Origin of the sequence: Streptomyces sp. NPDC056144 (genome assembly GCF_042264145.1) — a bacterium.
Lineage (GTDB): Bacteria > Actinomycetota > Actinomycetes > Streptomycetales > Streptomycetaceae > Streptomyces.
Window position 1 is genome coordinate 110,724 of the sequence record NZ_JBHJVF010000004.1, and the last position, 23,826, is coordinate 134,549.

The 23,826-nt window shown below is 72.0% G+C and carries 18 protein-coding genes and 1 riboswitch; of the genes, 12 read left to right on the forward strand and 6 right to left on the reverse strand.

Features of this window, described 5'->3' with window-relative positions:
- The first annotated feature begins 137 nt into the window (after nt 1–137).
- Entirely contained in the window at nt 138–1,025 is an 888-nt protein-coding gene (locus tag ACFC0Z_RS14565) for a FadR/GntR family transcriptional regulator (protein ID WP_376436934.1), read from the forward strand.
- 252 nt (nt 1,026–1,277) lie between these two features.
- Here ACFC0Z_RS14565 and ACFC0Z_RS14570 read toward each other — a convergent pair whose 3' ends face one another.
- Nucleotides 1,278–1,469 (reverse strand): hypothetical protein, encoded by a 192-nt coding sequence (locus ACFC0Z_RS14570; protein ID WP_376438009.1) that lies wholly within the window; start codon nt 1,467–1,469, stop codon nt 1,278–1,280.
- On the opposite strand from ACFC0Z_RS14570, the gene ACFC0Z_RS14575 reads away from it, so the two are divergent.
- Nucleotides 1,402–2,949, forward strand: a complete 1,548-nt coding sequence (locus tag ACFC0Z_RS14575; RefSeq protein ID WP_376436937.1) for an RNA polymerase sigma factor — start codon at nt 1,402–1,404, stop codon at nt 2,947–2,949. The two genes, ACFC0Z_RS14570 and ACFC0Z_RS14575, sit on opposite strands and share 68 nt — an antisense overlap.
- Before the next feature lie 135 nt (nt 2,950–3,084).
- Nucleotides 3,085–3,903, forward strand: a complete 819-nt coding sequence (locus ACFC0Z_RS14580; protein WP_376436940.1) for a S1 family serine peptidase — start codon at nt 3,085–3,087, stop codon at nt 3,901–3,903.
- Nucleotides 3,904–4,053: 150 nt separating this feature from the next.
- Here the strand turns inward: ACFC0Z_RS14580 and ACFC0Z_RS14585 are convergent, their stop codons facing one another.
- Nucleotides 4,054–4,287 (reverse strand): hypothetical protein, encoded by a 234-nt coding sequence (locus ACFC0Z_RS14585; RefSeq protein WP_360809633.1) that lies wholly within the window; start codon nt 4,285–4,287, stop codon nt 4,054–4,056.
- 431 nt (nt 4,288–4,718) lie between these two features.
- Here ACFC0Z_RS14585 and ACFC0Z_RS14590 point away from each other — a divergent pair, with 431 nt between their 5' ends.
- The 3 genes from ACFC0Z_RS14590 to ACFC0Z_RS14600 all read left to right on the forward strand — a co-directional run bounded on the left by ACFC0Z_RS14590 (nt 4,719) and on the right by ACFC0Z_RS14600 (nt 8,977).
- A complete protein-coding gene (locus ACFC0Z_RS14590; RefSeq protein WP_376436943.1) occupies nt 4,719–6,836 on the forward strand; it encodes a type IIA DNA topoisomerase subunit B in 2,118 nt (705 codons plus the stop codon).
- Between the two features lie 108 nt (nt 6,837–6,944).
- Nucleotides 6,945–7,385, forward strand: a complete 441-nt coding sequence (locus ACFC0Z_RS14595; protein WP_376437969.1) for a DUF485 domain-containing protein — start codon at nt 6,945–6,947, stop codon at nt 7,383–7,385.
- Entirely contained in the window at nt 7,382–8,977 is a 1,596-nt protein-coding gene (locus ACFC0Z_RS14600) for a cation acetate symporter (protein ID WP_376436946.1), read from the forward strand. The genes ACFC0Z_RS14595 and ACFC0Z_RS14600 overlap by 4 nt, the downstream gene beginning before the upstream one ends.
- A gap of 21 nt (nt 8,978–8,998) precedes the next feature.
- On the opposite strand, the gene ACFC0Z_RS14605 is transcribed toward ACFC0Z_RS14600, so the two are convergent.
- Both ACFC0Z_RS14605 and ACFC0Z_RS14610 read right to left on the reverse strand, forming a co-directional pair.
- A complete protein-coding gene (locus ACFC0Z_RS14605; protein WP_376436948.1) occupies nt 8,999–9,685 on the reverse strand; it encodes a response regulator in 687 nt (228 codons plus the stop codon).
- The gene (locus ACFC0Z_RS14610; RefSeq protein ID WP_376436950.1) at nt 9,685–11,334 is read right to left on the reverse strand and encodes an ATP-binding protein; all 1,650 of its coding nucleotides are present in this window, start codon (nt 11,332–11,334) and stop codon (nt 9,685–9,687) included. Before ACFC0Z_RS14610 ends, ACFC0Z_RS14605 begins: the two co-directional genes overlap by 1 nt.
- 129 nt (nt 11,335–11,463) lie before the next feature.
- Between ACFC0Z_RS14610 and ACFC0Z_RS14615 the strand changes: the two genes are divergently transcribed.
- Nucleotides 11,464–12,534, forward strand: coding sequence for a CobW family GTP-binding protein (locus tag ACFC0Z_RS14615; protein ID WP_376436953.1), 1,071 nt, complete (start codon nt 11,464–11,466; stop codon nt 12,532–12,534).
- Nucleotides 12,535–12,609: 75 nt separating this feature from the next.
- Here the strand turns inward: ACFC0Z_RS14615 and ACFC0Z_RS14620 are convergent, their stop codons facing one another.
- Complete coding sequence (locus tag ACFC0Z_RS14620) at nt 12,610–15,069, reverse strand: DNA topoisomerase (ATP-hydrolyzing) subunit A (RefSeq protein WP_376436956.1); 2,460 nt, start codon at nt 15,067–15,069, stop codon at nt 12,610–12,612.
- A 181-nt stretch (nt 15,070–15,250) separates the two neighbouring features.
- On the opposite strand from ACFC0Z_RS14620, the gene ACFC0Z_RS14625 reads away from it, so the two are divergent.
- From ACFC0Z_RS14625 to ACFC0Z_RS14640, 4 genes are all read left to right on the forward strand, one after another.
- Complete coding sequence (locus tag ACFC0Z_RS14625; protein ID WP_376436959.1) at nt 15,251–16,606, forward strand: M16 family metallopeptidase; 1,356 nt, start codon at nt 15,251–15,253, stop codon at nt 16,604–16,606.
- A gap of 26 nt (nt 16,607–16,632) precedes the next feature.
- Nucleotides 16,633–18,000, forward strand: coding sequence for a M16 family metallopeptidase (locus ACFC0Z_RS14630; protein WP_376437971.1), 1,368 nt, complete (start codon nt 16,633–16,635; stop codon nt 17,998–18,000).
- A 213-nt stretch (nt 18,001–18,213) separates the two neighbouring features.
- Nucleotides 18,214–18,375: riboswitch (cyclic di-AMP (ydaO/yuaA leader) on the forward strand.
- A 7-nt stretch (nt 18,376–18,382) separates the two neighbouring features.
- Nucleotides 18,383–19,165, forward strand: coding sequence for a M23 family metallopeptidase (locus ACFC0Z_RS14635; RefSeq protein WP_376436961.1), 783 nt, complete (start codon nt 18,383–18,385; stop codon nt 19,163–19,165).
- Nucleotides 19,166–19,298: 133 nt separating this feature from the next.
- Nucleotides 19,299–19,982, forward strand: a complete 684-nt coding sequence (locus ACFC0Z_RS14640; RefSeq protein ID WP_376436964.1) for a GntR family transcriptional regulator — start codon at nt 19,299–19,301, stop codon at nt 19,980–19,982.
- A gap of 143 nt (nt 19,983–20,125) precedes the next feature.
- Here ACFC0Z_RS14640 and ACFC0Z_RS14645 read toward each other — a convergent pair whose 3' ends face one another.
- The gene (locus ACFC0Z_RS14645) at nt 20,126–20,407 is read right to left on the reverse strand and encodes an HPr family phosphocarrier protein (RefSeq protein ID WP_376436967.1); all 282 of its coding nucleotides are present in this window, start codon (nt 20,405–20,407) and stop codon (nt 20,126–20,128) included.
- 186 nt (nt 20,408–20,593) lie between these two features.
- On the opposite strand from ACFC0Z_RS14645, the gene ACFC0Z_RS14650 reads away from it, so the two are divergent.
- The gene (locus ACFC0Z_RS14650) at nt 20,594–23,824 is read left to right on the forward strand and encodes a GNAT family N-acetyltransferase (RefSeq protein ID WP_376436969.1); all 3,231 of its coding nucleotides are present in this window, start codon (nt 20,594–20,596) and stop codon (nt 23,822–23,824) included.
- Nucleotides 23,825–23,826 lie beyond the last annotated feature (2 nt).

Sequence of the window (23,826 nt, forward strand, 5' to 3'; positions counted from 1 at the left end):
GACTCAAGGTCAACTCCCTTGAGTGGCGCCCACTATGTCCGAATAATCGTCAATTGTGTAGGGGGCGCCGATCACCCTTTCGTGTGCTTTTCACCAAAGACCTCAAGGGTCACGGAGGCAACGCCGACAAAGGATGCGTGAGTACCCTTGCGCACACCATGATGACCGCCGCCCGCCCCGTCGACGCAGGCCTCGGCGCCCCGGGCGACCTCGACCGCTACCCCTACGCGGAGACGCCCGGCGTCGGCCGCGTGACCCCGTCCTCCTGGGAGGGCGTGGACACCGACCTGGGCCGCGTCGGCCGCCGGACGGCCGGAAGCCGGGGCCGGGGGCTGCACGGACAGCTCGTCCAGCAGCTCGGCCAGATGATCGTCTCCGGCGACCTGGGAGCCGACCGCCCCCTCGTCCCCGAGGAGATCGGCCAGCGGTTCGAGGTCTCGCGCACCGTCGTCCGCGAGTCCCTGCGCGTCCTGGAGGCCAAGGGCCTCGTCAGCGCCCGCCCGAACGTCGGCACCCGGGTCCGGCCCGTCAGCGACTGGAACCTGCTCGACCCCGACATCATCGAGTGGCGCGCCTTCGGTCCGCAGCGTGACGACCAGCGCCGCGAGCTGAACGAGCTGCGCTGGACGATCGAGCCCCTCGCGGCCCGCCTCGCCGCCGGGCACGGCCGGGAGGACGTCCAGCAGCGCCTCGCCGACATGGTGGAGATCATGGGGCACGCGTACGCCCAGGGCGACGGTGTCACCTTCTCCCGCGCGGACACCGAGTTCCACTCCCTGCTCATCCAGCTCGCCGGCAACCGCATGCTGGAGCACCTCTCCGGCATCGTCGGCTCCGCGCTCCAGGTCTCCGGCGGCCCCGTCACCGGCTGCGACCGTCCGAGCGAGAGCTGCCTCGCCCACCACGCCCGGATCGTCGACGCGCTCGCCGCCGGGGACGCCCAGGGCGCCGAGAGCGCCATGCGCCAGCTGCTGACCGTCCACCCCGAGGTGGAGCGCGTCGTCCCCGCCCCGCGCGAACACTGACCGCGAGTCGTGGGCGGGAGCGCGGCGGCGCACACCTCGCATGCCGCCGGGTCCGAGCGCGGTCCGGGGACCCGGCAGGGTTTCCCCGGATGGCGCCAGGGTTCCGGCGGCGCGAATGTGCCATGATGTAACGCTTCGGCCGTTTCGCCGCGTATGAGGTGTGACTCGGGCCACGAAGATTGGGCGTAACACTCCTCCGGGCCGTGCGATGACCTAAGAGGTGACAGCCGAGGAAGGAATACAGCAGCCGCTTCAGGCGCTGTGCAGTTCCCCGGTCCAGCCCGCGCCGTCGGCACATGTCCCGCCGACGGTCGTCGGCTCCAGCTCGATCCAGGGCGGGGCCGGAAGCCGTTTCCATCGTTCCGAGAGGTTGTTCGTGTCGGCCAGCACATCCCGTACGCTCCCGCCGGAGATCGCCGAGTCCGAGTCTGTGATGGCGCTCATCGAGCGGGGAAAGGCTGATGGGCAGATCGCCGGCGACGACGTGCGTCGGGCCTTCGAAGCCGACCAGATTCCGCCAACCCAGTGGAAGAATGTTCTGCGCAGCCTCAATCAGATCCTCGAGGAAGAGGGTGTGACGCTGATGGTCAGTGCAGCGGAGTCGCCGAAGCGCGCCCGCAAGAGCGTCGCCGCGAAGAGCCCGGTCAAGCGGACCGCCACCAAGACCGTCACTGCCAGGACGACCGTGACGAAGACCACCGTCACGGCCACGGCCGCCTCCGCGGCGGACAGCGACGAGTCGGCCGACGAGGCGGGCAGCCCCGCCAAGAAGGCCGCCGCGAAGAAGACCGTCGCCAAGAAGACGGTGGCCAAGAAGACCGTCGCCAAGAAGGCCACGGCGAAGAAGACCGCGTCCAAGAAGGACGCCGACGAGCTCGCCGAGGGCGAAGAGCTCCTCGACGACGTCGCGCCCGGCAAGGGTGACGAGGAAGAGACCGAGGGCGAGAGCAAGGGCTTCGTCCTGTCCGACGAGGACGAGGACGACGCGCCGGCGCAGCAGGTCGCCGTCGCCGGTGCCACCGCCGACCCGGTCAAGGACTACCTCAAGCAGATCGGCAAGGTCCCGCTGCTCAACGCCGAGCAGGAGGTCGAGCTCGCGAAGCGCATCGAGGCCGGTCTGTTCGCCGAGGACAAGCTCGCGAACTCGGACAAGCTCGCTCCGAAGCTCAAGCGCGAGCTGGAGATCATCGCCGAGGACGGCCGCCGCGCCAAGAACCACCTCCTGGAGGCCAACCTCCGACTGGTGGTCTCGCTGGCCAAGCGTTACACCGGCCGCGGCATGCTCTTCCTGGACCTGATCCAGGAGGGCAACCTCGGTCTGATCCGCGCGGTCGAGAAGTTCGACTACACCAAGGGCTACAAGTTCTCCACGTACGCCACCTGGTGGATCCGTCAGGCGATCACCCGCGCCATGGCCGACCAGGCCCGCACCATCCGTATCCCGGTGCACATGGTCGAGGTCATCAACAAGCTCGCGCGCGTCCAGCGTCAGATGCTCCAGGACCTGGGCCGTGAGCCCACCCCGGAGGAGCTGGCCAAGGAACTCGACATGACCCCCGAGAAGGTCATCGAGGTCCAGAAGTACGGCCGTGAGCCGATCTCCCTCCACACCCCCCTGGGTGAGGACGGCGACAGTGAGTTCGGTGACCTCATCGAGGACTCCGAGGCGGTCGTGCCGGCCGACGCGGTGAGCTTCACGCTCCTCCAGGAGCAGCTGCACTCCGTGCTCGACACGCTCTCCGAGCGTGAGGCGGGCGTCGTCTCCATGCGCTTCGGTCTCACCGACGGCCAGCCGAAGACGCTGGACGAGATCGGCAAGGTCTACGGCGTGACGCGTGAGCGCATCCGTCAGATCGAGTCGAAGACGATGTCGAAGCTGCGTCACCCGTCGCGTTCGCAGGTCCTGCGCGACTACCTGGACTGACAGTCCGACAGCTGAGGTGAAGGGCCCGGTTCCCCGAGAAGGAGGAACCGGGCCCTTCGCGTGTGCGCGGGTGCACCGGGTGGACACGTGCAGGACTCTGGGTGAACCGACATCACCGGAGAGTCAGGAGGCTCCATGCGAGGTCCCTTCACCCGCGCGCTGACGGGTGCCCTGGGCCTGTTCACGGCGGCGGTGGGGCAGGTGGCAGGTGCCGCGCCCGCCGCGGCGGACAGCGTCGTGGTCGGGGGCCGGCAGGCCCTGACCGCCGACGCGCCCTGGGCCGTGGCGCTGTCCAGCCGTGACCGGTTCGGGGGTACCCGGGCGGGACAGTTCTGCGGGGGCGTGGTCGTCGCGCCGACCAAGGTGCTGACGGCGGCCCACTGCCTGGGCCGCGAGGTGCTCGGCGGCGAGCCGTGGCAGCTGCGCGACTTCGTGGTCATCGCCGGGCGCGCCGCGCTGCGCGGGCAGGGCGGGCAGGAGGTCAGGATCGAGCGGACCTGGGTCAATCCGGCGTACGACCCGACGACGAACTCGGGCGATCTCGCGGTGCTCACGCTGGCGAGCGCGCTGCCGCAGTCGTACGTGATCGGGGTGGCACGCACCGGTGACGCCGCGTACGAGCCCGGGACGGCGGCGGACGTCTACGGCTGGGGCGACACGACGGGCACCGGGACGTACGCCTCGGCGCTGCGGACGGCGCGGGTGCAGGTGCTGCCGGACACGGCGTGCGAGCGGGCGTACCCGGGCGGCTTCGGGGTGCCCTACCGGGCTGACACGATGCTGTGCGCGGGCGACCCGCAGGGCGGCAAGGACGCGTGCCAGGGGGACAGTGGCGGGCCGCTGGTGGCCAACGGGCTGCTGGTCGGCCTCGTGTCCTGGGGGAGCGGCTGCGGGCAGGCGGAGAACCCGGGTGTCTACACGCGGGTCTCCGCGGTGCTGCCGGAGCATTTCTGACGCTCCGTACGCGTATGGTCACGGGGCCGATTCCGGTGACCGTACGAGAACGGGCGGCCACCCCCCCCTGATTGCGGGGGTGGCCGCCCGTCGTCCGGTCAGCGATCCGCTGGATCGACTGCCGGCCCTGGGCTCGTCGTAGCCCGACTCCTAGGCGTGGTCCTCGCCCTGCGTGCGGGACGGCACGTCGGTGAGTCGGTCCGTCTCATCCTGTATCTCAGCGGCGATCTTCTTGAGTTCCGGCTCGAACTTGCGGCCGTGGTGGGCGCAGAAGAGCAAGTCACCTCCGCTGGTCAGGACGACACGCAGGTACGCCTGGGCGCCGCAGCGGTCGCAGCGGTCAGCGGCCGTCAGGGGGCTCGCGGGGGTCAGAACAGTAGTCACGTCGCCTCTTCTCTAGCTCGACGAGCTGTCGTACCAGGGTCAACATCCAACCAGGCCGAAAACGTTCCCGCTCGCGGCTTTTCCTTGAAACTTTTTCCGAAGGTGGCTGTCTGCTACCGGTTGGCGGCGAATGAGCCGTATTGCGTCGCTCTACGGATTTCGCGTTGCTTGTCTCGTTGCGTCCTCCCGGCGGGTGCCGGTTGTTGATGAGGACGTGCCCGGAGCCTAAATGGTTCATGCCTGGAAGGGAACGTGATGTTCGCGTCACCCCATCGAGGGATCGAACATTCATGCGACGCTGGACTAGCATGAGGAAACGGGGAGGGTGGTGTGAACACGGCTCTACCAGGCATCGGTACCCTCTGAGCGGTGAATGACGCCGGGCCTTACCCCACTGGGCCAGTTTTCAAATTCAGCGAGGAGCGAACCGCGTGACCGCCGAAACGTCCGTGCCGTCCAGTGCGCTGCTGACCGCAGACCGTGACGCTTCCAACTACACCGCGCGGCATCTGCTCGTACTCGAAGGGCTCGAAGCGGTCCGCAAGCGCCCCGGTATGTACATCGGGTCCACGGACAGCCGCGGCCTGATGCACTGCATCTGGGAGATCATCGACAATTCCGTCGACGAGGCGCTCGGCGGCTACTGCGACCACATCGAGGTCGTCCTCCACGACGACGGCTCCGTCGAGGTCAAGGACAACGGCCGCGGCATCCCCGTCGACGTCGAGCCGAAGACCGGCCTCTCCGGTGTCGAGGTCGTCATGACCAAGCTCCACGCCGGCGGCAAGTTCGGCGGCGGCTCCTACGCCGCCTCCGGCGGTCTGCACGGTGTCGGCGCCTCCGTGGTGAACGCCCTGTCGGCCCGCCTCGACGTCGAGGTCGACCGGAACAGCTCCACGCACGCGATCAGCTTCCGGCGCGGTGTCCCCGGCATCTTCACCGAGCAGGGCCCCGACAGCCCCTTCGACCCGGGCAACGGCCTGCGCAAGACCAAGCGCGTCCCGAAGACCCGCACCGGCACCCGCGTGCGGTACTGGGCGGACCGGCAGATCTTCCTCAAGGACGCCAAGCTCTCCCTGGAGACGCTGCACCAGCGCGCCCGCCAGACCGCCTTCCTCGTGCCCGGCCTCACCATCGTCGTCCGCGACGAGCGGGACCTCGCCGGCATCGGCAAGAGCGAGGAGACCTTCCGCTTCGACGGAGGCATCAGCGAGTTCTGCGAGTACCTCGCCGCGGACAAGGCCGTCTGCGACATCCAGCGCCTCACCGGCCAGGGCACCTTCAAGGAGACCGTCCCGGTCCTCGACGAGCGCGGCCACATGACCCCGACCGAGGTCACCCGCGAGCTCGCCGTCGACGTGGCGCTGCGCTGGGGCACCGGCTACGACTCGACGGTCAAGTCCTTCGTCAACATCATCGCCACGCCCAAGGGCGGCACCCACGTCTCCGGCTTCGAGCAGGCCGTCACCAAGACGGTGAACGAGGTCCTCCGCTCGACCAAGATGCTGCGCGTCGCCGAGGACGACATCGTCAAGGACGACGCCCTGGAGGGGCTCACCGCCGTCGTGACGGTCCGCCTCGCCGAGCCGCAGTTCGAGGGCCAGACCAAGGAGGTCCTCGGCACCTCGGCCGCGCGCCGGATCGTCGCGGCCGTCGTCGCCCGGGAGCTCAAGGCCTTCCTGACCTCCACCAAGCGGGACGCCAAGGCCCAGGCCCGCGCGGTCCTGGAGAAGGCCGTCGCGGCCGCCCGTACCCGTATCGCGGCCCGCCAGCACAAGGAGGCGCAGCGCCGGAAGACCGCGCTGGAGTCCTCCTCGCTGCCCGCCAAGCTCGCCGACTGCCGCAGCGACGACGTGGAGCGCAGCGAGCTCTTCATCGTCGAGGGGGACTCCGCCCTCGGTACGGCGAAGCTCGCACGGAACAGCGAGTTCCAGGCGCTCCTGCCGATCCGGGGCAAGATCCTCAACGTCCAGAAGTCCTCGGTCTCGGACATGCTCAAGAACGCCGAGTGCGGCGCGATCATCCAGGTCATAGGAGCCGGCTCGGGCCGCACCTTCGACATCGACGCCGCCCGCTACGGCAAGATCGTCCTGCTCGTCGACGCCGATGTCGACGGCGCCCACATCCGCTGCCTGCTCCTGACGCTCTTCCAGCGGTACATGCGGCCCATGGTCGAGGCGGGGCGCGTCTTCGCCGCCGTACCGCCGCTGCACCGGATCGAGCTCGTCCAGCCCAAGAAGGGCCAGGACAAGTACGTGTACACGTACTCGGACAACGAGCTGCGGCAGACCCTGCTCGAGTTCCAGCGCAAGGGGGTCCGCTACAAGGACGCCATCCAGCGCTACAAGGGTCTCGGCGAGATGGACGCCGACCAGCTCGCGGAGACCACGATGGACCCGCGCCACCGCACCCTGCGCCGGATCAACATCGGCGACCTGGACTCGGCGGAGACGGTCTTCGACCTCCTCATGGGCAACGACGTCGCGCCCCGCAAGGAGTTCATCACCAGCTCGGCGGCGACCCTCGACCGCTCGCGCATCGACGCCTGACCCCGGTCCCGGCAGGGCCGTGCGGTACGCACATCCGCACCGCCCTGCCGGGCCACCCCGCCGAAGAGTCACCTGATCAGGTGAAGACCGGGAAGAGAAGAGTCCGGGATCTTCCTGCTCTGTCCATCCTTGGGCACGCGGCCGAAACGGTTCGCTGACAAGGAGAGTTGCCCGGTGGAGACGGTGGACAGACAGGCAGGGCGCGTGGAGCGCGTCCCCAGCGCGGCGGAGATCTACCTGGAGGTCCAGCGCAGTCCGGCCTTCCAGGAGGTACGGCGCCGCTACCGCCGTTTCGTCTTCCCGGCCGCCCTCGCGTTCCTGCTCTGGTACCTCGCCTACGTCGTCGCGGCCACCGCCGTCCCCCAGCTCATGGCCCGGCCGGTCGCCGGCGCGGTGAACGTGGCGATGATCGCGGGACTCGGCCAGTTCCTCACCACCTTCCTGCTGACCTGGGCCTACGCGCGCCACGCCCGGCTGCGCCGTGACCGGGCCGCCCTGGAACTGCGCTGGGACACACAGGAGATGACCCGGGGGGCGGAGCAGCGATGACCCGCGACCACCAGACCCTGGCGCTCGTGCTCTTCAGCGTCTTCATCGCCGTCACGCTCGGCATCACCACCTGGGTGAGCCGCAACCGGCACGGATCGGCCGAGGAGTTCTACGCCGGGGGCCGGCTCTTCTCGCCCCTGGAGAACGGATTCGCCATCGCCGGCGACTACATGTCCGCCGCCTCCTTCCTCGGCATCTCCGGCCTCATCGCGCTCTACGGCTACGACGGCATGCTGTACTCCGTCGGCTTCCTCGTCGCCTGGCTGGTCGTCCTCCTGCTCGTCGCGGAACTCGTCCGCAACTGCGGCCGGTTCACCCTCGCCGACGTCGTCGCCGCGCGGATGGCCGAGCGGCCCGTGCGGATCGCCGCCGGAACCTCCTCCGTCGCCGTCTCCGTGCTCTACCTCGTCGCGCAGATGGTCGGCGCCGGAAGCCTGGTCGCCCTGCTGCTCGGAGGGACCGGCGAGGCGGCCCGCTCCTGGACCGTCGTCGGCGTCGGCGCGCTCATGGTGATCTACGTGTCGCTCGGCGGCATGCGGGCCACCACCTGGATCCAGATCGTCAAGGCCGTCCTCCTCATGGCGGGCACCGTCGCGCTCACCGTCCTCGTCCTGATCCGCTTCCACGGCGACGTGAACAGCCTGCTCGCCACCGCCGCCGACCGCAGCGGCCACGGACGGGACTTCCTCGCCCCCGGCCTGCGCTACGGCGGCGACTGGACCTCGCGCCTCGACTTCATCAGCCTCGGCATCGCCCTCGTCCTCGGCACGGCCGGACTGCCGCACATCCTGTCGCGCTTCTACACCGTGCCCACCGCGCGCGCGGCCCGCCGGTCGGTCGTCTGGTCCATCGGCCTCATCGGCAGCTTCTACCTGATGACGATCGTGCTGGGCTTCGGCGCCGCCGCGCTGATCGGCCCCGCCGAGGTCCGCGCCTCCAACGCCTCGGGGAACACGGCCATTCCGCTGCTCGCCCTCGACCTCGGCGGCGGGGCGGGCTCCACCGGCGGCACGGTCCTCTTCGCCGTCGTCGCCGCCGTCGCCTTCGCGACCATCCTCGCCGTTGTCGCCGGGATCACGCTCGCCTCCTCGGCATCCGTCGCCCACGACCTGTACAGCTCGCTGCGCAGGCGGCACGCCAAGCGGCAGTACAGCGAGGTCACCGTGGCGCGGCTCGCCGCCGCCGGGATCGGCGCGGCCGCCATCGGCCTCGGACTGCTCGCCCGCGACCTGAACGTGGCCTTCCTCGTGGGTCTCGCCTTCGCGGTCGCCGCCTCCGCCAACCTGCCGGTGCTGCTCTACTCGCTGTTCTGGCGGAAGTTCACCACCCGGGGGGCGGTCTGGTCGGTGTACGGCGGCCTCGTCCCCGCCGTCCTGCTCGTCCTCCTGTCGCCCGTCGTCTCGGGCGGCCCCGAGGCGCTCTTCCCCGGCGTCGACTTCCAGCTCTTCCCGCTGCAGAACCCCGGCGTCGTCTCGATCCCGCTCGGCTTCCTCGCGGGCTGGCTCGGTACGGTCACCTCGGCCGAGCCGCCGGACGAGGCACGGCACGCGGAGACCGAGGTCAGGGCGCTGACGGGGGCCGGGGCGGCCTGAGCCGTACGGCTCAGGACCCGCTCAGGGCTGCTGCGACGGAGCCCACGTGTACCGGTGCTCGGGACGGCCCGTCTCGCCGTAACGGAGCGAGAGCCGCACCCGGCCGGTGCGTTCGAGGAGCTTCAGATAGCGCTGGCCGGTCTGCCGGCTCACCCCGGCCCGGTCGGCGATCTCCTGCGTGGACAGCGGCCCCTCGGCGGCGAGCAGGACCTGCCGGACCAGCTCGGCCGTCGTGGGGGAGTGCCCCTTGGGCAGGTCGGGGGCCACGGCACCGGCCGCCAGGACCCCGAAGATCCGGTCGACCTCGGCCTGTTCCGCCTCGCCGCCGCTCTCCAGGGCGCTGCGGAGGGTCGCGTACGCCTCCAGTTTGGTGCGCAGCCCGGCGAAGGTGAAGGGCTTGACCAGGTACTGGAGGGCGCCGTGCCGCATCGCCGCCTGCACGGTGGCGACGTCGCGCGCGGCCGTCACCATGATCACGTCGCACTGGTGGCCGCGTGCGCGGAGCTCCCGTACGGCGGCGAGGCCGTTCTCGTCCGGCAGGTAGTGGTCGAGGAGGATCAGATCCACGGGATGCTCGTCGAGGGCGGCCAGCGCCTCGGCGGTCGAGTGGGCGGTGGCGGCGACCCGGAAGCCGGGGACCTTGGCGACGTACGCGGCGTTGATCCGCGCCACGAGGACGTCGTCGTCGACGACGAGGACATCGATCATCAGGCGTCCCCTTCGGGGTCGGTCAGCGCGTCCGGGAGGACGACCCTGAACTCGGCTCCGCCGTCCGGGGCCGCTGCCGCCAGGGCCGTACCGCCCCGGCGCTCGGCCAGGCGGCGGACGAAGGCGAGGCCGAGGCCCCGCTTGCCGTGCGACGGGAGCTCCTTCGTCGACCAGCCCTCCGTGAAGACCAGCTCGCGGTGCTCCTCGGGGACGCCGGGACCGCTGTCCGTGACCCGGAGCACGACCGCCCGGCCCTCGGTGCGGAACGCGACCTCGACCCGGGCGGCGGGAGTGCCGGCGACGGCGTCCAGGGCGTTGTCGACGAGGTTGCCGACGACGGTGACGAGCTCGCGGGGGTCCACGAGCCGGTCCGGGAGGAGGGAGCCGGGGGAGAGGCGCAGCGACACCCCGCGCTCGGCGGCGACGGAGGCCTTGCCGACCAGGAGCGCGGCGAGCAGCGGATCGCGGACCTTCTCGGTGACCTGCTCGGCGGTGGCCCGGTGGACCCCGGCCACCTCGGTGACGTACGCGACCGCCTCCTCGTGCATCTCCAGCTCCAGGAGGCCGAGGAGGGTGTGGAGCCGGTTGGCGTGCTCGTGGTCCTGCGCGCGCAGGGCGTCGATCAGGCCGCGCGTCGAGTCCAGCTCGCGTCCGAGCCGCTCCAGCTCGGTGCGGTCGCGGAGGGTGGCGACGGCGCCGCCGTCGTCGGTCGGCATGCGGTTGGCGATCAGGACCCGGTGTCCCTGGACGGTGACCAGGTCGTCGCCGGTGACCCGGCCCGCCAGGACGTCGGCGGTACGGCCCGGGCCGAGGACCTCGTCGAGGGGGCGGCCGGCGGCCTCGGGGCCGAGGCCGAGGAGGCGCTGGGCCTCGTCGTTGACGAGCCGGACCGAGCCGGAGCGGTCGAGGGCCACGACGCCCTCGCGGATGCCGTGCAGCATCGCCTCCCGCTCGGCGAGGAGCGCGGAGATGTCGGAGAAGGCCAGGTCGTGGGTCTGCCGCTGGATGCGGCGGGAGATCAGGTAGGCGGCCAGGGCGCCGACGGCGAGCGCCCCGCCCGCGTACGCGAGGAGGCCGGGGATCGCGGCGAGGAGACGGTCGCGGACGCTGTCGTACGCGATGCCGACGGAGACCGCGCCGACGATGGCGCCGTCCGCGTCGCGCAGCGGGGCCTTGCCGCGCGCCGAGCGGCCGAGGGTGCCGCTGTCGATCTCCATGACCTCGCGGCCCGAGAGGACCGCGCTGGGGTCGGTGGAGACGCGGCGGCCGAGCTGGGCGGGGTCCGGGTGGGACCAGCGCACGCCACGCGTGTCCATGACGACGACGTACTCGGCGCCCGTGGAGGTCCTGACGCGTTCGGCGGCGAGCTGCACCGGACCCACGGCGGAGGGCCTCGTTCCGGCGAGGTCGGCGGCGAGGCGGGGCGACGCGGCCGTCTGCGCGATGGCCAGGGCCCTGCGCATCGCCTGGTCGTCCAGCTGGGCGCTGAGCGGGGCGAGGAAGAGCCCCGTGGCGAGCACGGTCACGCCCGTCGCGATGGCCAGCTGCATCAGCAGCACCTGCGAGAACACCCGCCGGGGCCACCCGAACCGCCGACGGCGCGCGCGGGGGCGCGCGGCGGCGGTGGTGGTGGTCTGCGCGGGGTTCATGGCGGAAACGGTAAGCGGCCGGAGGCGGTGACCGGAAATGCGCGCCCGGATCGCCGGGCGGGCCCGCCTATCCTGGGGCCTTCCCTCTCCACCCCCGTGGGGAGGAACGTTCTACCGGAGGCGCCACCCTTGACCACGCAGCAGATCCCCGTCGTCGTCCTCGCCGGGTTTCTCGGGGCCGGGAAGACGACACTCCTCAACCACCTGCTGCGCCAGGCCCGGGGGACCCGTATCGGGGTCATGGTCAACGACTTCGGGGACATCGGGATCGACGCGATGACCGTCGCCGGGCAGGTCGGGTCGACCGTGTCGCTCGGGAACGGGTGTCTGTGCTGCGCGGTCGACGCGAGCGAGCTGGACGAGTACCTGGAGGTCCTCACCCGCCCCGAGTCCCGGCTCGACGTGATCGTCATCGAGGCCAGCGGGCTCGCGGAGCCGCAGGAGCTGGTCCGGATGGTGCTCGCCAGCGAGAACGAGCGGATCGTCTACGGCGGGCTCGTCCTCGTCGTCGACGCGGCCGAGTTCCACGACACCCGGCGACGGCACCCCGAGACCGACCGGCACCTCGCCATCGCCGACCTCGTGGTCGTGAACAAGGCCGACCGGGTCGGGGAAGCGGCACTGCTCGACGTGCGCGAGACCGTCGGGGGGCTCGTCGGGAAGGCCGCCGTCGTCGAGGCCTCCCACGGGCGGATCGACCCGGAGCTGCTCTTCGACCGGGTCGTCCCCGAGGGCGAGATCGAGGGCCAGATGTCCATCGAGGACATCCTGTACGGCTCCGATGACGAGGACGGCCACGCCGCCCACCCGCACGCGGCGTACGAGACCGTCTCGCTGGCGGCCTCCGCCCCGCTCCACCCGCGTCGGCTGATGGCGTTCCTGGACTCCCGGCCCGAGGGGCTCTACCGGATCAAGGGCTTCGTCGACTTCGGCGCCGCCGACCCGGTGAACCGGTACGCCGTGCACGCGGTCGGCCGTTTCCTGCGCTTCTACCCCGAGCCGTGGCCCGCCGGTGAGGAGCGGATCACCCAGCTCGTCCTGATCGGCTCCGGCATCGACGCCGCCGGGCTCCGCAAGGAGCTCGCCGCCTGCGAGCAGAACGGGCCGCAGGACGCCCCCGACGAGCACGCCATGTGGGGCGTCCTGCGGTACGTGCGGGAGACCGACCAGCAGGAGGGCCCGGACGGCATGCTCTTCTGACCTCGCGGCCGGGGAACGCGAAGACCCCTGCGTGACCCCGGCCGCACGGCCGGGGAACGCAGGGGTCCCGCTCGGTCAGTTCGGCGGGGCCGCCACCACGTCGACCTGGTGCGGCAGCGGCGTGCCCGAGCCGTCCCGGCGCGGGTCCGGCTCCGGGAGGGAGACCGGGGTGCCGTTCTTCTGCGCGGCACGGGCCGGCGTGGCGCCCGCCCAGGCCAGGATCAGGACGTCCTCGCCCTTCAGGAAGCGCTGGCAGCGGACACCGCCGGTCGCGCGGCCCTTGCGGGGGTACTGGTCGAAGGGCGTCAGCTTCGCCGACGTACCCTCCGCGCCGACCAGCGTGCCCGTGGAGCCCGCCACGGTGAACACCGCGGCCTCCGCCGCCGGGTCCACCGCCGTGAACGAGATCACCTCGGCGCCCGCCGTCAGCTTGATGCCCGCCATGCCGCCGGCCGGCCGGCCCTGGGGCCGTACCTGCGTGGCCTGGTAGCGCAGGAGCTGGGCGTCGGAGGTGATGAAGACCAGGTCCTCCTCGCCCGTGCGCAGCTCGGTCGCGCCGACGATCCGGTCACCGTCCTTGAGGGTGATGACCTCCAGCTCGTCCTTGTTCGCCGGGTAGTCCGGCACCACGCGCTTGACCACGCCCTGGAGCGTGCCGAGCGCGAGGCCGGGGGAGGACTCGTCGAGCGTGGTCAGGCAGACCACCGTCTCGTCCGCCTCCAGGGAGAGGAACTCGGAGAGCGGCGCGCCGCCCGCGAGGTTCGGTGCGCTCGCGGTGTCCGGGAGCTGCGGCAGGTCGATCACGGCCAGGCGGAGCAGCCGGCCCGCGGAGGTCACCGCGCCGACGTCGCCTCGCTGGGTGGCCGCCACCGCGGACACGATCACGTCGTGCTTGCTGCGCTTGGCGTCCTCGTCGGCGGCGGGGAGCTCGCCCGTCGCCGTACGGGCCAGGAGGCCGGTCGAGGAGAGCAGGACGCGGCAGGGGTCGTCGGCGACTTCGAGGGAGACGGCGGCGACGGGCGCGCCGGCCGATTCGAGCAGGACCGTGCGCCGGTCGGTGGCGAACTTCTTCGCGACCGCGGCCAGTTCCGCCGAGACCAGCTTGCGCAGCTCGGTGTCGGAGTCGAGGATCCCGGTCAGCTCGTCGATCTCGCCGTTGAGCCGGTCGCTCTCGGTCTCCAGCTCCAGGCGGTCGAACTTGGTGAGGCGGCGCAGCGGGGTGTCCAGGATGTACTGCGTCTGGATCTCGCTCAGCGAGAAGCGCTCCATCAGGCGCTCCTTGGCCTGCGCGGAGTTGTCGCTCTCCCGGATGATCCGGATGACCTCGTCGATGTCGAGGAGCGCCACGAGCAGGCCCTCGACCAGGTGGAGACGGTCGCGCTTCTTGGTGCGGCGGAACTCGGAGCGGCGCCGGACCACGTCGAAGCGGTGGTCGAGGTAGACCTCGAGGAGCTCCTTGAGGCCGAGCGTGAGCGGCTGGCCGTCGACCAGTGCCACGTTGTTGATGCCGAAGGACTCCTCCATCGGCGTCAGCTTGTAGAGCTGCTCCAGGACCGCTTCCGGCACGAAGCCGTTCTTGATCTCGATGACGAGACGCAGGCCGTGGTTGCGGTCGGTGAGGTCCTTGACGTCCGCGATGCCCTGGAGCTTCTTGGAGCCGACGAGGTCCTTGATCTTGGAGATGACCTTCTCGGGGCCGACCGTGAAGGGCAGCTCGGTCACCACGATGCCCTTGCGGCGCGCCGTGACGTTCTCCACGGTCGCCGTGGCGCGGATCTTGAAGGAGCCGCGGCCCGACTCGTACGCGTCCTTGATGCCGGACAGGCCGACGATCCGGCCGCCGGTGGGCAGGTCGGGGCCGGGGACGAACCGCATGAGCGTCTCGAGGTCGGCGCTCGGGTGCCGGATCAGGTGCCGGGCGGCCGCGATCACCTCGCCGAGGTTGTGCGGCGGCATGTTGGTCGCCATGCCGACCGCGATGCCCGACGCGCCGTTCACCAGCAGGTTCGGGTACGCGGCGGGGAGCGCGACCGGCTCCTGCTCCTGGCCGTCGTAGTTCGGCGAGAAGTCGACCGTGTCCTCGTCGATGGACTCGGTCATGAGCAGGGCGGCCGGGGCCATCCGCGACTCGGTGTACCGCATGGCGGCCGGCGGGTCGTCGTTGCCGAGGGAACCGAAGTTGCCGTGGCCGTCGACGAGGGGGAGCCGCATGGAGAAGGGCTGTGCCATGCGGACCATGGCGTCGTAGATCGACGCGTCGCCGTGCGGGTGGAGCTTGCCCATCACCTCGCCGACGACGCGGGCGCACTTGACGAATCCGCGGTCGGGACGGAGCCCCATCTCGCCCATCTGGTAGACGATGCGTCGCTGGACGGGCTTCATGCCGTCGCGGGCGTCGGGGAGCGCGCGCGAGTAGATCACCGAGTACGCGTACTCGAGGAAGGAGCCCTGCATCTCGTCGACGACGTCGATGTCGAGGATCCTCTCCTCGAACGCGTCGTCCGGCGGCGGTGTCTTCGTGCTGCGGCGGGCCATCGCGGCTGCGGCTCCTTCACCAACATGGTTGATCTGACGCGGACCATTGTGGACCGTGCCACCGACAACGCCGACCGCGACCCGGAAGAGGGACATCCCGTCCGTACGGGAACTTCGCGAGGTGTCGGCGCGCTTGCATACAGTGGCAGGACTTTTTCACATCGCGATCGAAGGGACGTACATGCCCATGGGTCACACGGCCACGGCCGAGGCCGGCTCCGGCGGCCTGACAGCGACCGAGCACCGGTTGGCGAACGGCCTGCGCGTGGTGCTGTCCGAGGACCACCTGACCCCGGTCGCCGCGGTCTGCCTCTGGTACGACGTCGGCTCGCGCCACGAGGTCGCGGGCCGCACGGGCCTCGCCCACCTCTTCGAGCACCTGATGTTCCAGGGCTCGAAGCAGGTCCACGGCAACGGCCACTTCGAGCTGGTGCAGGGCGCGGGCGGCTCGCTCAACGGCACGACGAGCTTCGAGCGCACCAACTACTTCGAGACCATGCCCGCCCACCAGCTGGAGCTGGCGCTCTGGCTGGAGGCCGACCGCATGGGCTCGCTGCTCGCGGCCCTGGACGACGAGTCCATGGAGAACCAGCGGGACGTCGTCAAGAACGAGCGCCGCCAGCGCTACGACAACGTGCCGTACGGCACGGCCTTCGAGCGCCTGACGGCCCTCGCGTACCCCGAGGGCCACCCGTACCACCACACGCCGATCGGCTCCATGGCCGACCTCGACGCGGCGACGCTGGAGGACGCGCGGAACTTCTTCCGTACGTACTACGCGCCGAACAACGCGGTGCTGTCCGTGGTCGGCGACATCGACCCGGAGCAGACCCTGGCCTGGGTCGAGAAGTACTTCGGCTCGATCCCCGGCCACGACGGCAAGCCCGAGCCGCGCTCCGGCGAGCTGCCCGAGACCATCGGCGAGCAGCTCCGTGAGGTCGTCGAGGAGGAGGTCCCGGCCCGCGCGCTGATGGCCGCCTACCGCCTGCCGCACGACGGCACGCGCGCGTGCGACGCCGCCGACCTGGCCCTGACGGTCCTCGGCGGCGGCGAGTCCTCCCGGCTGCACAACCGCCTGGTCCGCCGCGACCGTACGGCGGTGGCCGCGGGCTTCGGCCTGCTGCGGCTCGCGGGGGCGCCCTCGCTGGGCTGGCTGGACGTCAAGACGTCCGGCGGCGTCGAGGTCCCGCAGATCGAGGCGGCCGTCGACGAGGAGCTCGCCCGCTTCGCCGCCGAGGGCCCCACGCCCGAGGAGATGGAGCGCGCGCAGGCGCAGCTGGAGCGCGAGTGGCTCGACCGGCTCGGCACGGTCGCGGGCCGCGCCGACGAACTGTGCCGGTTCGCCGTCCTGTTCGGCGACCCGCAGCTCGCCCTCACCGCCGTCGACCGGGTGCTCGACATCACCGCCGACGAGGTGCGCGAGGTCGCCGCGGCCAAGCTGCGCCCCGACAACCGCGCGGTGCTGGTCTACGAGCCGGTGGCCACCGAACAGAGCGACGAGGACGGCGCAGCCGAGGAAGAAGGAGCGGACCAGTGACCGACGCCGCCACGTCTTTGACGAGCATGGACTTCCACCCGCGGCCGACGCCCGGCGAGGCCAGGCCCTGGGCCTTCCCGGCCCCGGACCGCGGCAGCCTGCCCAACGGCCTGACGGTGCTGACCAGTCACCGCCCCGGCCAGCAGGTCGTCGCCGTGGAGATCTTCCTGCCGGCCCCGCTCGACGCGGAGCCCGCCGGTCTCGACGGCGTCGCCACGATCATGGCCCGCGCGCTCTCCGAGGGCACGGACAAGCACAGCGCCGAGGAGTTCGCGGCCGAGCTGGAGCGCTGCGGCGCGACGCTCGACGCGGGCGCCGACCACCCGGGCGTACGGGTCTCCCTGGAGGTCCCGGTCTCCCGGCTGCCCAAGGCGCTCGGGCTGCTCTCCGAGGCGCTCATCTCCCCGGCGTTCCCGGAGGAGGAGATCGAGCGGCTCGTCGCCAACCGGCTCGACGAGATCCCGCACGAGGCGGCCAACCCGGCGCGGCGCGCGGCCAAGCAGCTCTCCAAGGAGCTCTTCCCGGCCGAGTCGCGGCTGTCCCGGCCGCGCCAGGGCACCGAGGAGACCGTCAAGGCGATCGACGCCGCCGCGGTCCGCGCCTTCTACGAGGCCCACCTCCGGCCCAGCACCGCCACGGCAGTGATCGTCGGCGACCTGACCGGTGTCGACCTGGAGAAGCTCCTCGCCGAGACGCTGGGCGCCTGGACGGGCGGGCCCGGCGAGCCGCTGCCGATGCCGCCGATCACCGCCGACGACAGCGGACGGGTCGTCATCGTGGACCGGCCCGGCGCGGTCCAGACCCAGTTGCTGATCGGCCGGATCGGTCCGGACCGTCACGACAGCGCCTGGGCGGCGCAGGTCCTCGGCACGTACTGCCTGGGCGGCACGCTCACCTCCCGGCTCGACCGGGTCCTGCGCGAGGAGAAGGGCTACACGTACGGCGTGCGGGCCTTCGGGCAGGTGCTGCGTTCCGACGCCGAGGGGCGCGGTGCCTCGATGCTCGCGATCAGCGGCTCGGTCGACACCCCCAACACGGGTCCGGCACTTGACGACCTGTGGAAGGTGCTGCGGACCCTCGCCGCCGAGGGCCTCACCGACGGCGAGCGCGAGACCGCCGTGCAGAACCTCGTGGGCGTGGCCCCGCTCAAGTACGAGACGGCCGGCTCGGTCGCCGGGACGCTCGCCGACCAGGTCGAGCAGCACCTCCCGGACGACTACCAGGCCCGGTTGTACGCGCGTCTGGCCGAGACGGGCACGGTCGAGGCGACCGCCGCGGTGGTCAACGCCTTCCCGGTGGACCGGCTCGTCACCGTCCTCGTGGGCGACGCGGCGCGGATCGCGGAGCCGGTGCGCGCGCTCGGGATCGGCGAGGTCACGGTGGTGACGGGCTGACAGCTCGCTCGCCGGACGGCCAACGGAGGCCCCGACGCCCTGGTTTCGACCTGGTTCCGTCGGGGCCTTCCGTTATGTCCGAATAGGGAACAAGTCGACAGTATGACCTGTGGCATGTCTTACAAACAGGCGTGTCTGTTTGGTGCGGGGAAGACGGTCCGCATAGCGTCGGGACGGCTGTCCGGCAGTAGTACGTGCCGCACCCGCGGCGACGGACAGTCATCGCCGAGTCCCCGTCAGGCGCGAGCCTGGGGAGCCGGGGACCCACAGTCCCTGGGGTGAATCGGGCGCCTTCGTCACCGACGGAGGGGCTCGTAGGAGACCTTCCTGCTCCGAACCCGTCAGCTAACCCGGTAGGCGAGAAGGAAGGAAAGGAACAGCCTTGGCGTTCACCCGTGCCACCGGGAAGCATCGTGGGACGAGCCGGATGGCTCGCCGCAGCGCGGGGATAGCGGGCGTCGCGACGCTCGCGACCACCGGCGTCATCGGAACCCTCGCCTCCCCGGCACTCGCCGCCGACGGGAACAACCGCTCCGCCGAGGACACCGGCCTGACCCAGGTGGTCACCGAGGACTCCCTCGCGGACCGGATCAACGCCCAGGCCGCCGCCCAGGAGCAGGAGGCCTTCGAGGCCGTCGCCAAGGCGAAGGCCGAGGCCAAGGCCCGCGCCGAGGCCAAGCGCAAGGCGGAGGCCCGCGCCAAGGAGGTCCGCGAGGAGCGCGAGCGCGCCGCCCGCGAGGCCGAGCGCCGCCGCCTCGCCACCTTCCAGCTCCCCGTCGCCGGCTCGTACGTGAGCACCGGCTACAAGACCGGCGGCTCGCTCTGGTCCTCCGGCAGCCACTCCGGCATCGACTTCCACGCCGCCTACGGCAGCACCGTCGTCTCCGTCGGCTCCGGCACCGTCGTCGAGGCCGGCTGGGGCGGCGCGTACGGCAACAACATCGTCATCCAGATGAACGACGGCACGTACACCCAGTACGGGCACCTCTCGTCCATCGGGGTCTACGTCGGCCAGACCGTCGAGCCGGGCCAGCAGATAGGCATCTCAGGCTCGACCGGCAACTCGACCGGCCCGCACCTCCACTTCGAGGCCCGGACGGGTGCCGAGTACGGCTCGGACATCAACCCCATCACGTACCTCCGCGCCCGCGGCGTCAGCCTCTGACACCTCGCGCGTTCCGCGTCACGAAAGCCCCGGCTCGTACCGAGCCGGGGCTTTTTGAATTCACAGGGGGCATCGGAATTTCCGCTCCGCTGCAATAGAGTCGGACTCTCGCGGAAGAAAGCGGAGGTCGGTCATGCGCGTTCCCGCGCAATCGGTATGCACGGCGATCCGGGACGACATCGTCTCGGGCGTCTTCGAGCGGGGAGGTCGGCTGACCGAGGAACAGCTCGCCCGCCGCTACGGGGTCTCCCGTGTCCCGGTCCGCGAGGCCCTGCGCACCCTGGAGTCCGAGGGCTTCGTCGTCACCCGGCGGCACGCCGGCGCCCACGTCGCCGAACCCACCGTGCAGGAGGCGGCCGACCTCCTCGACATGCGGGCGCTGCTCGAACCGCTGGGCGCCGCCAGAGCCGCGCAGCGGCGTACGGAGGCGCACCTCAAGGTGCTGCGGGGCCTGGTCAGGCTGGGGCAGGAGCGGGCCAGGCGCGGCCAGGGCGAGGATCTGCGCGCGCTCGGGGCCTGGTTCCACGAGACGCTCGCGCAGGCCTCCGGCAGCCCCGCCCTGACGGCGCTGCTCACCCAGCTGCGGCACAAGATCGCCTGGATGTACGCGGTCGACCAGCCGGCCAAGCCGGTGGAGGCCTGGGCGGAGCACGGCGCGATCGTGGACGCGGTCGCGCGCGGCGACGCCGAACGGGCCAGGGCGCTGACCGCGCTGCACGCGGAACGCACGCTCGGGCTGCACCGGCTCAAAAAGCCGGAAGACGGCCGTGTGAGGGTTTCGCAACATGCCGTCAACACGGCGAGCGGTCGGAATTAACGTGTGCGCCGTATACAAAGAAGAGTGATCGGACCGCTATTCGCGCCGGTCTTTTCCTGCTGCCTGAAAACGGTGCCGTGAAATGCGAATGGCCCGGCCGCCGGAATTCCGGCGGCCGGGCCATTCGTCGTGCGAAGTCCGGATCAGACGGTCTCGGGGAGCTCGTCCAGACCCTCGGCGACCAGCTTCGCGAGGCGGTCGAGGGCGGTCTCGGCACCCTCGGCGTCGGAAGCGAGAACGATCTCCTCGCCGCCCTGCGCACCCAGGCCGAGCACCGCGAGCATGGACGCGGCGTTCACGGGGGTGCCCTCGGACTTGGCGATCGTCACCGGCACGCCGGAAGCCGTGGCGGCACGGACGAAGATGGACGCGGGGCGGGCGTGCAGGCCCTCGGCCCAGCCGACGTTGACGCGGCGCTCAGCCATGGTGTTGCCCTTCGAGTCTCAAGCGGGTTGTCTAGACCAGTCTCTCACGGGATGCGCGGTGCTCATGCCGACCTTCGGCCCGGATCGGACCGCCTTTCGGCCCTCCCCACCTTGCCCGTCGTCAGCCCGTCGCGCACGCGCGACGCGACCGATGCCGCCAAGCCGTACCGCCCTTAGGCTGACCTCATGCAGAGCGCCTCGGAGCAGTCGGAGCACGCCTATCCCGATCACTGGGAGGCCGACGTGGTGCTCCGGGACGGCGGCACCGCGCGGATCAGGCCCATCACCGCCGACGACGCCGACCGGCTGGTCAGCTTCTACGAGCAGGTCTCGGACGAGTCGAAGTACTACCGCTTCTTCGCGCCCTACCCGCGGCTCTCCGCCAAGGACGTCCACCGCTTCACCCACCACGACTTCGTCGACCGCGTCGGCCTCGCCGCGACCGTCGGCGGCGAGTTCATCGCCACCGTCCGCTACGACCGCATCGACGACCGGGGCATGCCCGCCTCAGGACCCGCCGACGAGGCCGAGGTCGCCTTCCTCGTCCAGGACGCCCATCAGGGCCGCGGCGTCGCCTCCGCACTCCTCGAACACATCGCGGCCGTCGCCCGCGAGCGGGACATCCGCCGCTTCGCCGCCGAGGTGCTGCCCGCCAACACCAAGATGATCAAGGTCTTCACGGATGCCGGGTACACCCAGAAGCGCAGCTTCGAGGACGGCTCCGTCCGCCTCCACCTCGACCTCGAACCGACCGACCGCTCCCTCGCCGTCCAGCGCGCCCGCGAACAGCGCGCGGAGGCGCGGTCCGTCCAGCGGCTCCTCACCCCCCGGTCCGTCGCCGTCGTCGGCGCCGGCCGCGCGCCCGGCGGGGTCGGCAGGACCGTCCTGCGCGACCTGCTCGACGGCGGATTCACCGGCCGGGTGTACGCGGTGAACGCGGCGCTCACCGACGGGACCGGCACCATCGGCGGCGTCCCCGCCCACCCCTCCGTCGGCGCCATCGGCGAACCCGTTGACCTCGCGATCGTCGCCGTCCCCGCCGAACGGGTCCCGGAGGTCGTCGCCGACTGCGGCGAACACGGCGTCCAGGGCCTCGTCGTCCTCTCCGCCGGGTACGCCGAGAGCGGCACCGAGGGCCGCGAGCGGCAGCGCGCGCTGCTGCGGCAGGCCCGCTCGTACGGCATGCGGATCATCGGCCCCAACGCCTTCGGCATCATCAACACCGCCGACGGCGTCCGGCTCAACGCCTCCCTCGCCCCGCAGATGCCGGCCGCCGGGAAGATCGGGCTCTTCACCCAGTCCGGCGCGATCGGCATCGCGCTCCTCGCCGGGCTCCACCGGCACGGCGCCGGACTCTCCTCCTTCATCTCCGCCGGCAACCGCGCCGACGTCTCCGGCAACGACTTCCTCCAGCACTGGTACGACGACCCCGGGACCGACGTCGTCCTCCTCTACCTGGAGTCGATCGGCAACCCCCGCAAGTTCACCCGGCTCGCCCGCCGCACCGCCGCCGTCAAGCCGGTCGTCGTCGTCAAGGGCGCCCGGCACAGCGGCAGCGCCCCGCCCGGCCACCGCGTCCCCGTCACCCGCATCCCGCACGCCACGGTCTCCGCGCTGCTCCGCCAGGCCGGGGTCATCCGCGTCGACACCGTCACCGAGCTCGTCGACGCCGGACTCCTCCTCGCCGCCCAGCCGCTGCCCGCCGGGCCCCGCGTCGCGATCCTCGGCAACTCCGAGTCGCTCGGCCTCCTCACGTACGACGCCTGCCTCACGGAGGGACTGCGCCCGCTGCGGCCGCTCGACCTGACGACGGCGGCGGGCCCGGCCGACTTCCGGGACGCGCTCGCGGCGGCCCTGGCGGACGAGACCTCCGACGCGGTCGTCGTCACCGCGATCCCGTGGGTGGGGGAGAACGGCGCCACCGAGTCCGGTGACGGGGAGGTCCTGGCCGCCGCCCTGCGCGAGGCCGTCGCCTCCGCCCCGACCTCGGCGAAGCCGGTCGTCGTCGTCCACGTCGAGATGGGCGGCCTCGCGGAGGCCCTCGCGGTCGCGACGAGCACCCGCCCGGCACCGCCCGCGCCGGTGACCCCGAGAGCCTCGGGTTCCGCGCCCGCCTCGGGCTCCGCCCCCGCCTCCGGCGCCACTTCGGGGCTCGCGCCCGCGGCCGGCAGCGCGCACGCCTCCGCCCCTGGCCCGGGCGGCGACCCCGCCCCCGCTTCCGAGCGCGGGCTCGCGCCCGCCTCCAGCGGCGCTCCGACCAGCGGCCCCGTCGCCGCAGCTGGGCCCGTCGCCGCAGCTGGGCCCGCCTCCGGCTCCGGCTCCGTGCCCGGTGTCGGCCACGGCGACCGCGACCGCGACCGCGACGGCGACGGCTCCGGCGACGCGGTCGCCGGCGCCTCGGGCGGCGCCCAGGACCGCATCCCGGGCGGCGCCCAGGACCGCATCCCGGGCGGCGCCCAGGACCGCATCCCGGGCGGCGCCCAGGACCGCATCCCGGGCGGCGCCCAGGACGGCACCCCCGCCGCCAGTCCGCACACCACCATCCCCGCCTACCCCGCCGCCGAGCGGGCCGTCCGGGCGCTCGCCGAGGCCGTGCGGTACGGGCAGTGGCGGCGGCAGGCCGCGGAGCCCGGGCGGGTGCCCGAGTACGAGGACATCGACGAGCCGGGGGCCGCCGCGCTCATCGCGCGCGTGCTCGGTGCCGACGCGGCGGACCCGCGGGGCGTGACCCTCGGGGCCGAGGACGCCGGTGAGCTGCTCGCGCGGTACGGGATCACCGTCCGGCCCACGCTCCCCGCGCCCACCCCGGACGCGGCCGTCGCCGCCGCCCGCCGCCTCGGCTACCCGGTCGCGCTGAAGACGACCGCGCCCCACCTGCGCCACCGCCCCGACCTCGGGGGCGTACGGCTCGATCTGGCGACCGAGGAGCAGCTCCGTACCGCGTACGCCGAGCTGACCGAGGTCCTCGGCAAGCCCGAGGAGCTCCAGCCGGTCGTCCAGGCGATGGTGCCCCGGGGCGTCGACACCCTGGTCCGTTCCGCCATCGACCCCGCCGTCGGCGCCGTCCTCTCCTTCGGCCTCTCGGGCGCGGCCTCCGAGCTCCTCGGCGACACGGCCCACCGCCTGGTCCCGGCCACCGGCCGGGACGCCGCCGAGCTCGTCCGTTCCATCCGCACCGCCCCGCTGCTCTTCGGCTGGCGCGGCTCGGCCCCCGTCGACACCCCGGCGCTCGAAGAGCTCCTCCTCCGCGTCTCCCGGCTCGTCGACGACCACCCCGAGGTCGTCGCGGTCTCCCTGGAACCGGTCGTCGTCGCCCCCGGCGGCCTCTCCGTCCTCGACGCCACCGTCCGCCTCGCCCCGCCCCCGCCCCGCACCGACCTGGGCCCGCGCCGCCTGCCGAGTTACGGAGACGCCTGAGG

What these genes read in the sequence shown, in the direction of transcription:
- ACFC0Z_RS14570 (WP_376438009.1), bottom strand. Translation starts at nt 1,469, where the DNA reads ATGAGCGCCATCACAGACTCGGACTCGGCGATCTCCGGCGGGAGCGTA.
- ACFC0Z_RS14580 (WP_376436940.1), top strand. Translation starts at nt 3,085, where the DNA reads ATGCGAGGTCCCTTCACCCGCGCGCTGACGGGTGCCCTGGGCCTGTTC.
- ACFC0Z_RS14600 (WP_376436946.1), top strand. Translation starts at nt 7,382, where the DNA reads ATGACCCGCGACCACCAGACCCTGGCGCTCGTGCTCTTCAGCGTCTTC.
- ACFC0Z_RS14605 (WP_376436948.1), bottom strand. Translation starts at nt 9,685, where the DNA reads ATGATCGATGTCCTCGTCGTCGACGACGACGTCCTCGTGGCGCGGATC.
- ACFC0Z_RS14610 (WP_376436950.1), bottom strand. Translation starts at nt 11,334, where the DNA reads ATGAACCCCGCGCAGACCACCACCACCGCCGCCGCGCGCCCCCGCGCG.
- ACFC0Z_RS14620 (WP_376436956.1), bottom strand. Translation starts at nt 15,069, where the DNA reads ATGGCCCGCCGCAGCACGAAGACACCGCCGCCGGACGACGCGTTCGAG.
- ACFC0Z_RS14625 (WP_376436959.1), top strand. Translation starts at nt 15,251, where the DNA reads ATGCCCATGGGTCACACGGCCACGGCCGAGGCCGGCTCCGGCGGCCTG.
- ACFC0Z_RS14630 (WP_376437971.1), top strand. Translation starts at nt 16,633, where the DNA reads ATGGACTTCCACCCGCGGCCGACGCCCGGCGAGGCCAGGCCCTGGGCC.
- ACFC0Z_RS14640 (WP_376436964.1), top strand. Translation starts at nt 19,299, where the DNA reads ATGCGCGTTCCCGCGCAATCGGTATGCACGGCGATCCGGGACGACATC.
- ACFC0Z_RS14645 (WP_376436967.1), bottom strand. Translation starts at nt 20,407, where the DNA reads ATGGCTGAGCGCCGCGTCAACGTCGGCTGGGCCGAGGGCCTGCACGCC.
- ACFC0Z_RS14650 (WP_376436969.1), top strand. Translation starts at nt 20,594, where the DNA reads ATGCAGAGCGCCTCGGAGCAGTCGGAGCACGCCTATCCCGATCACTGG.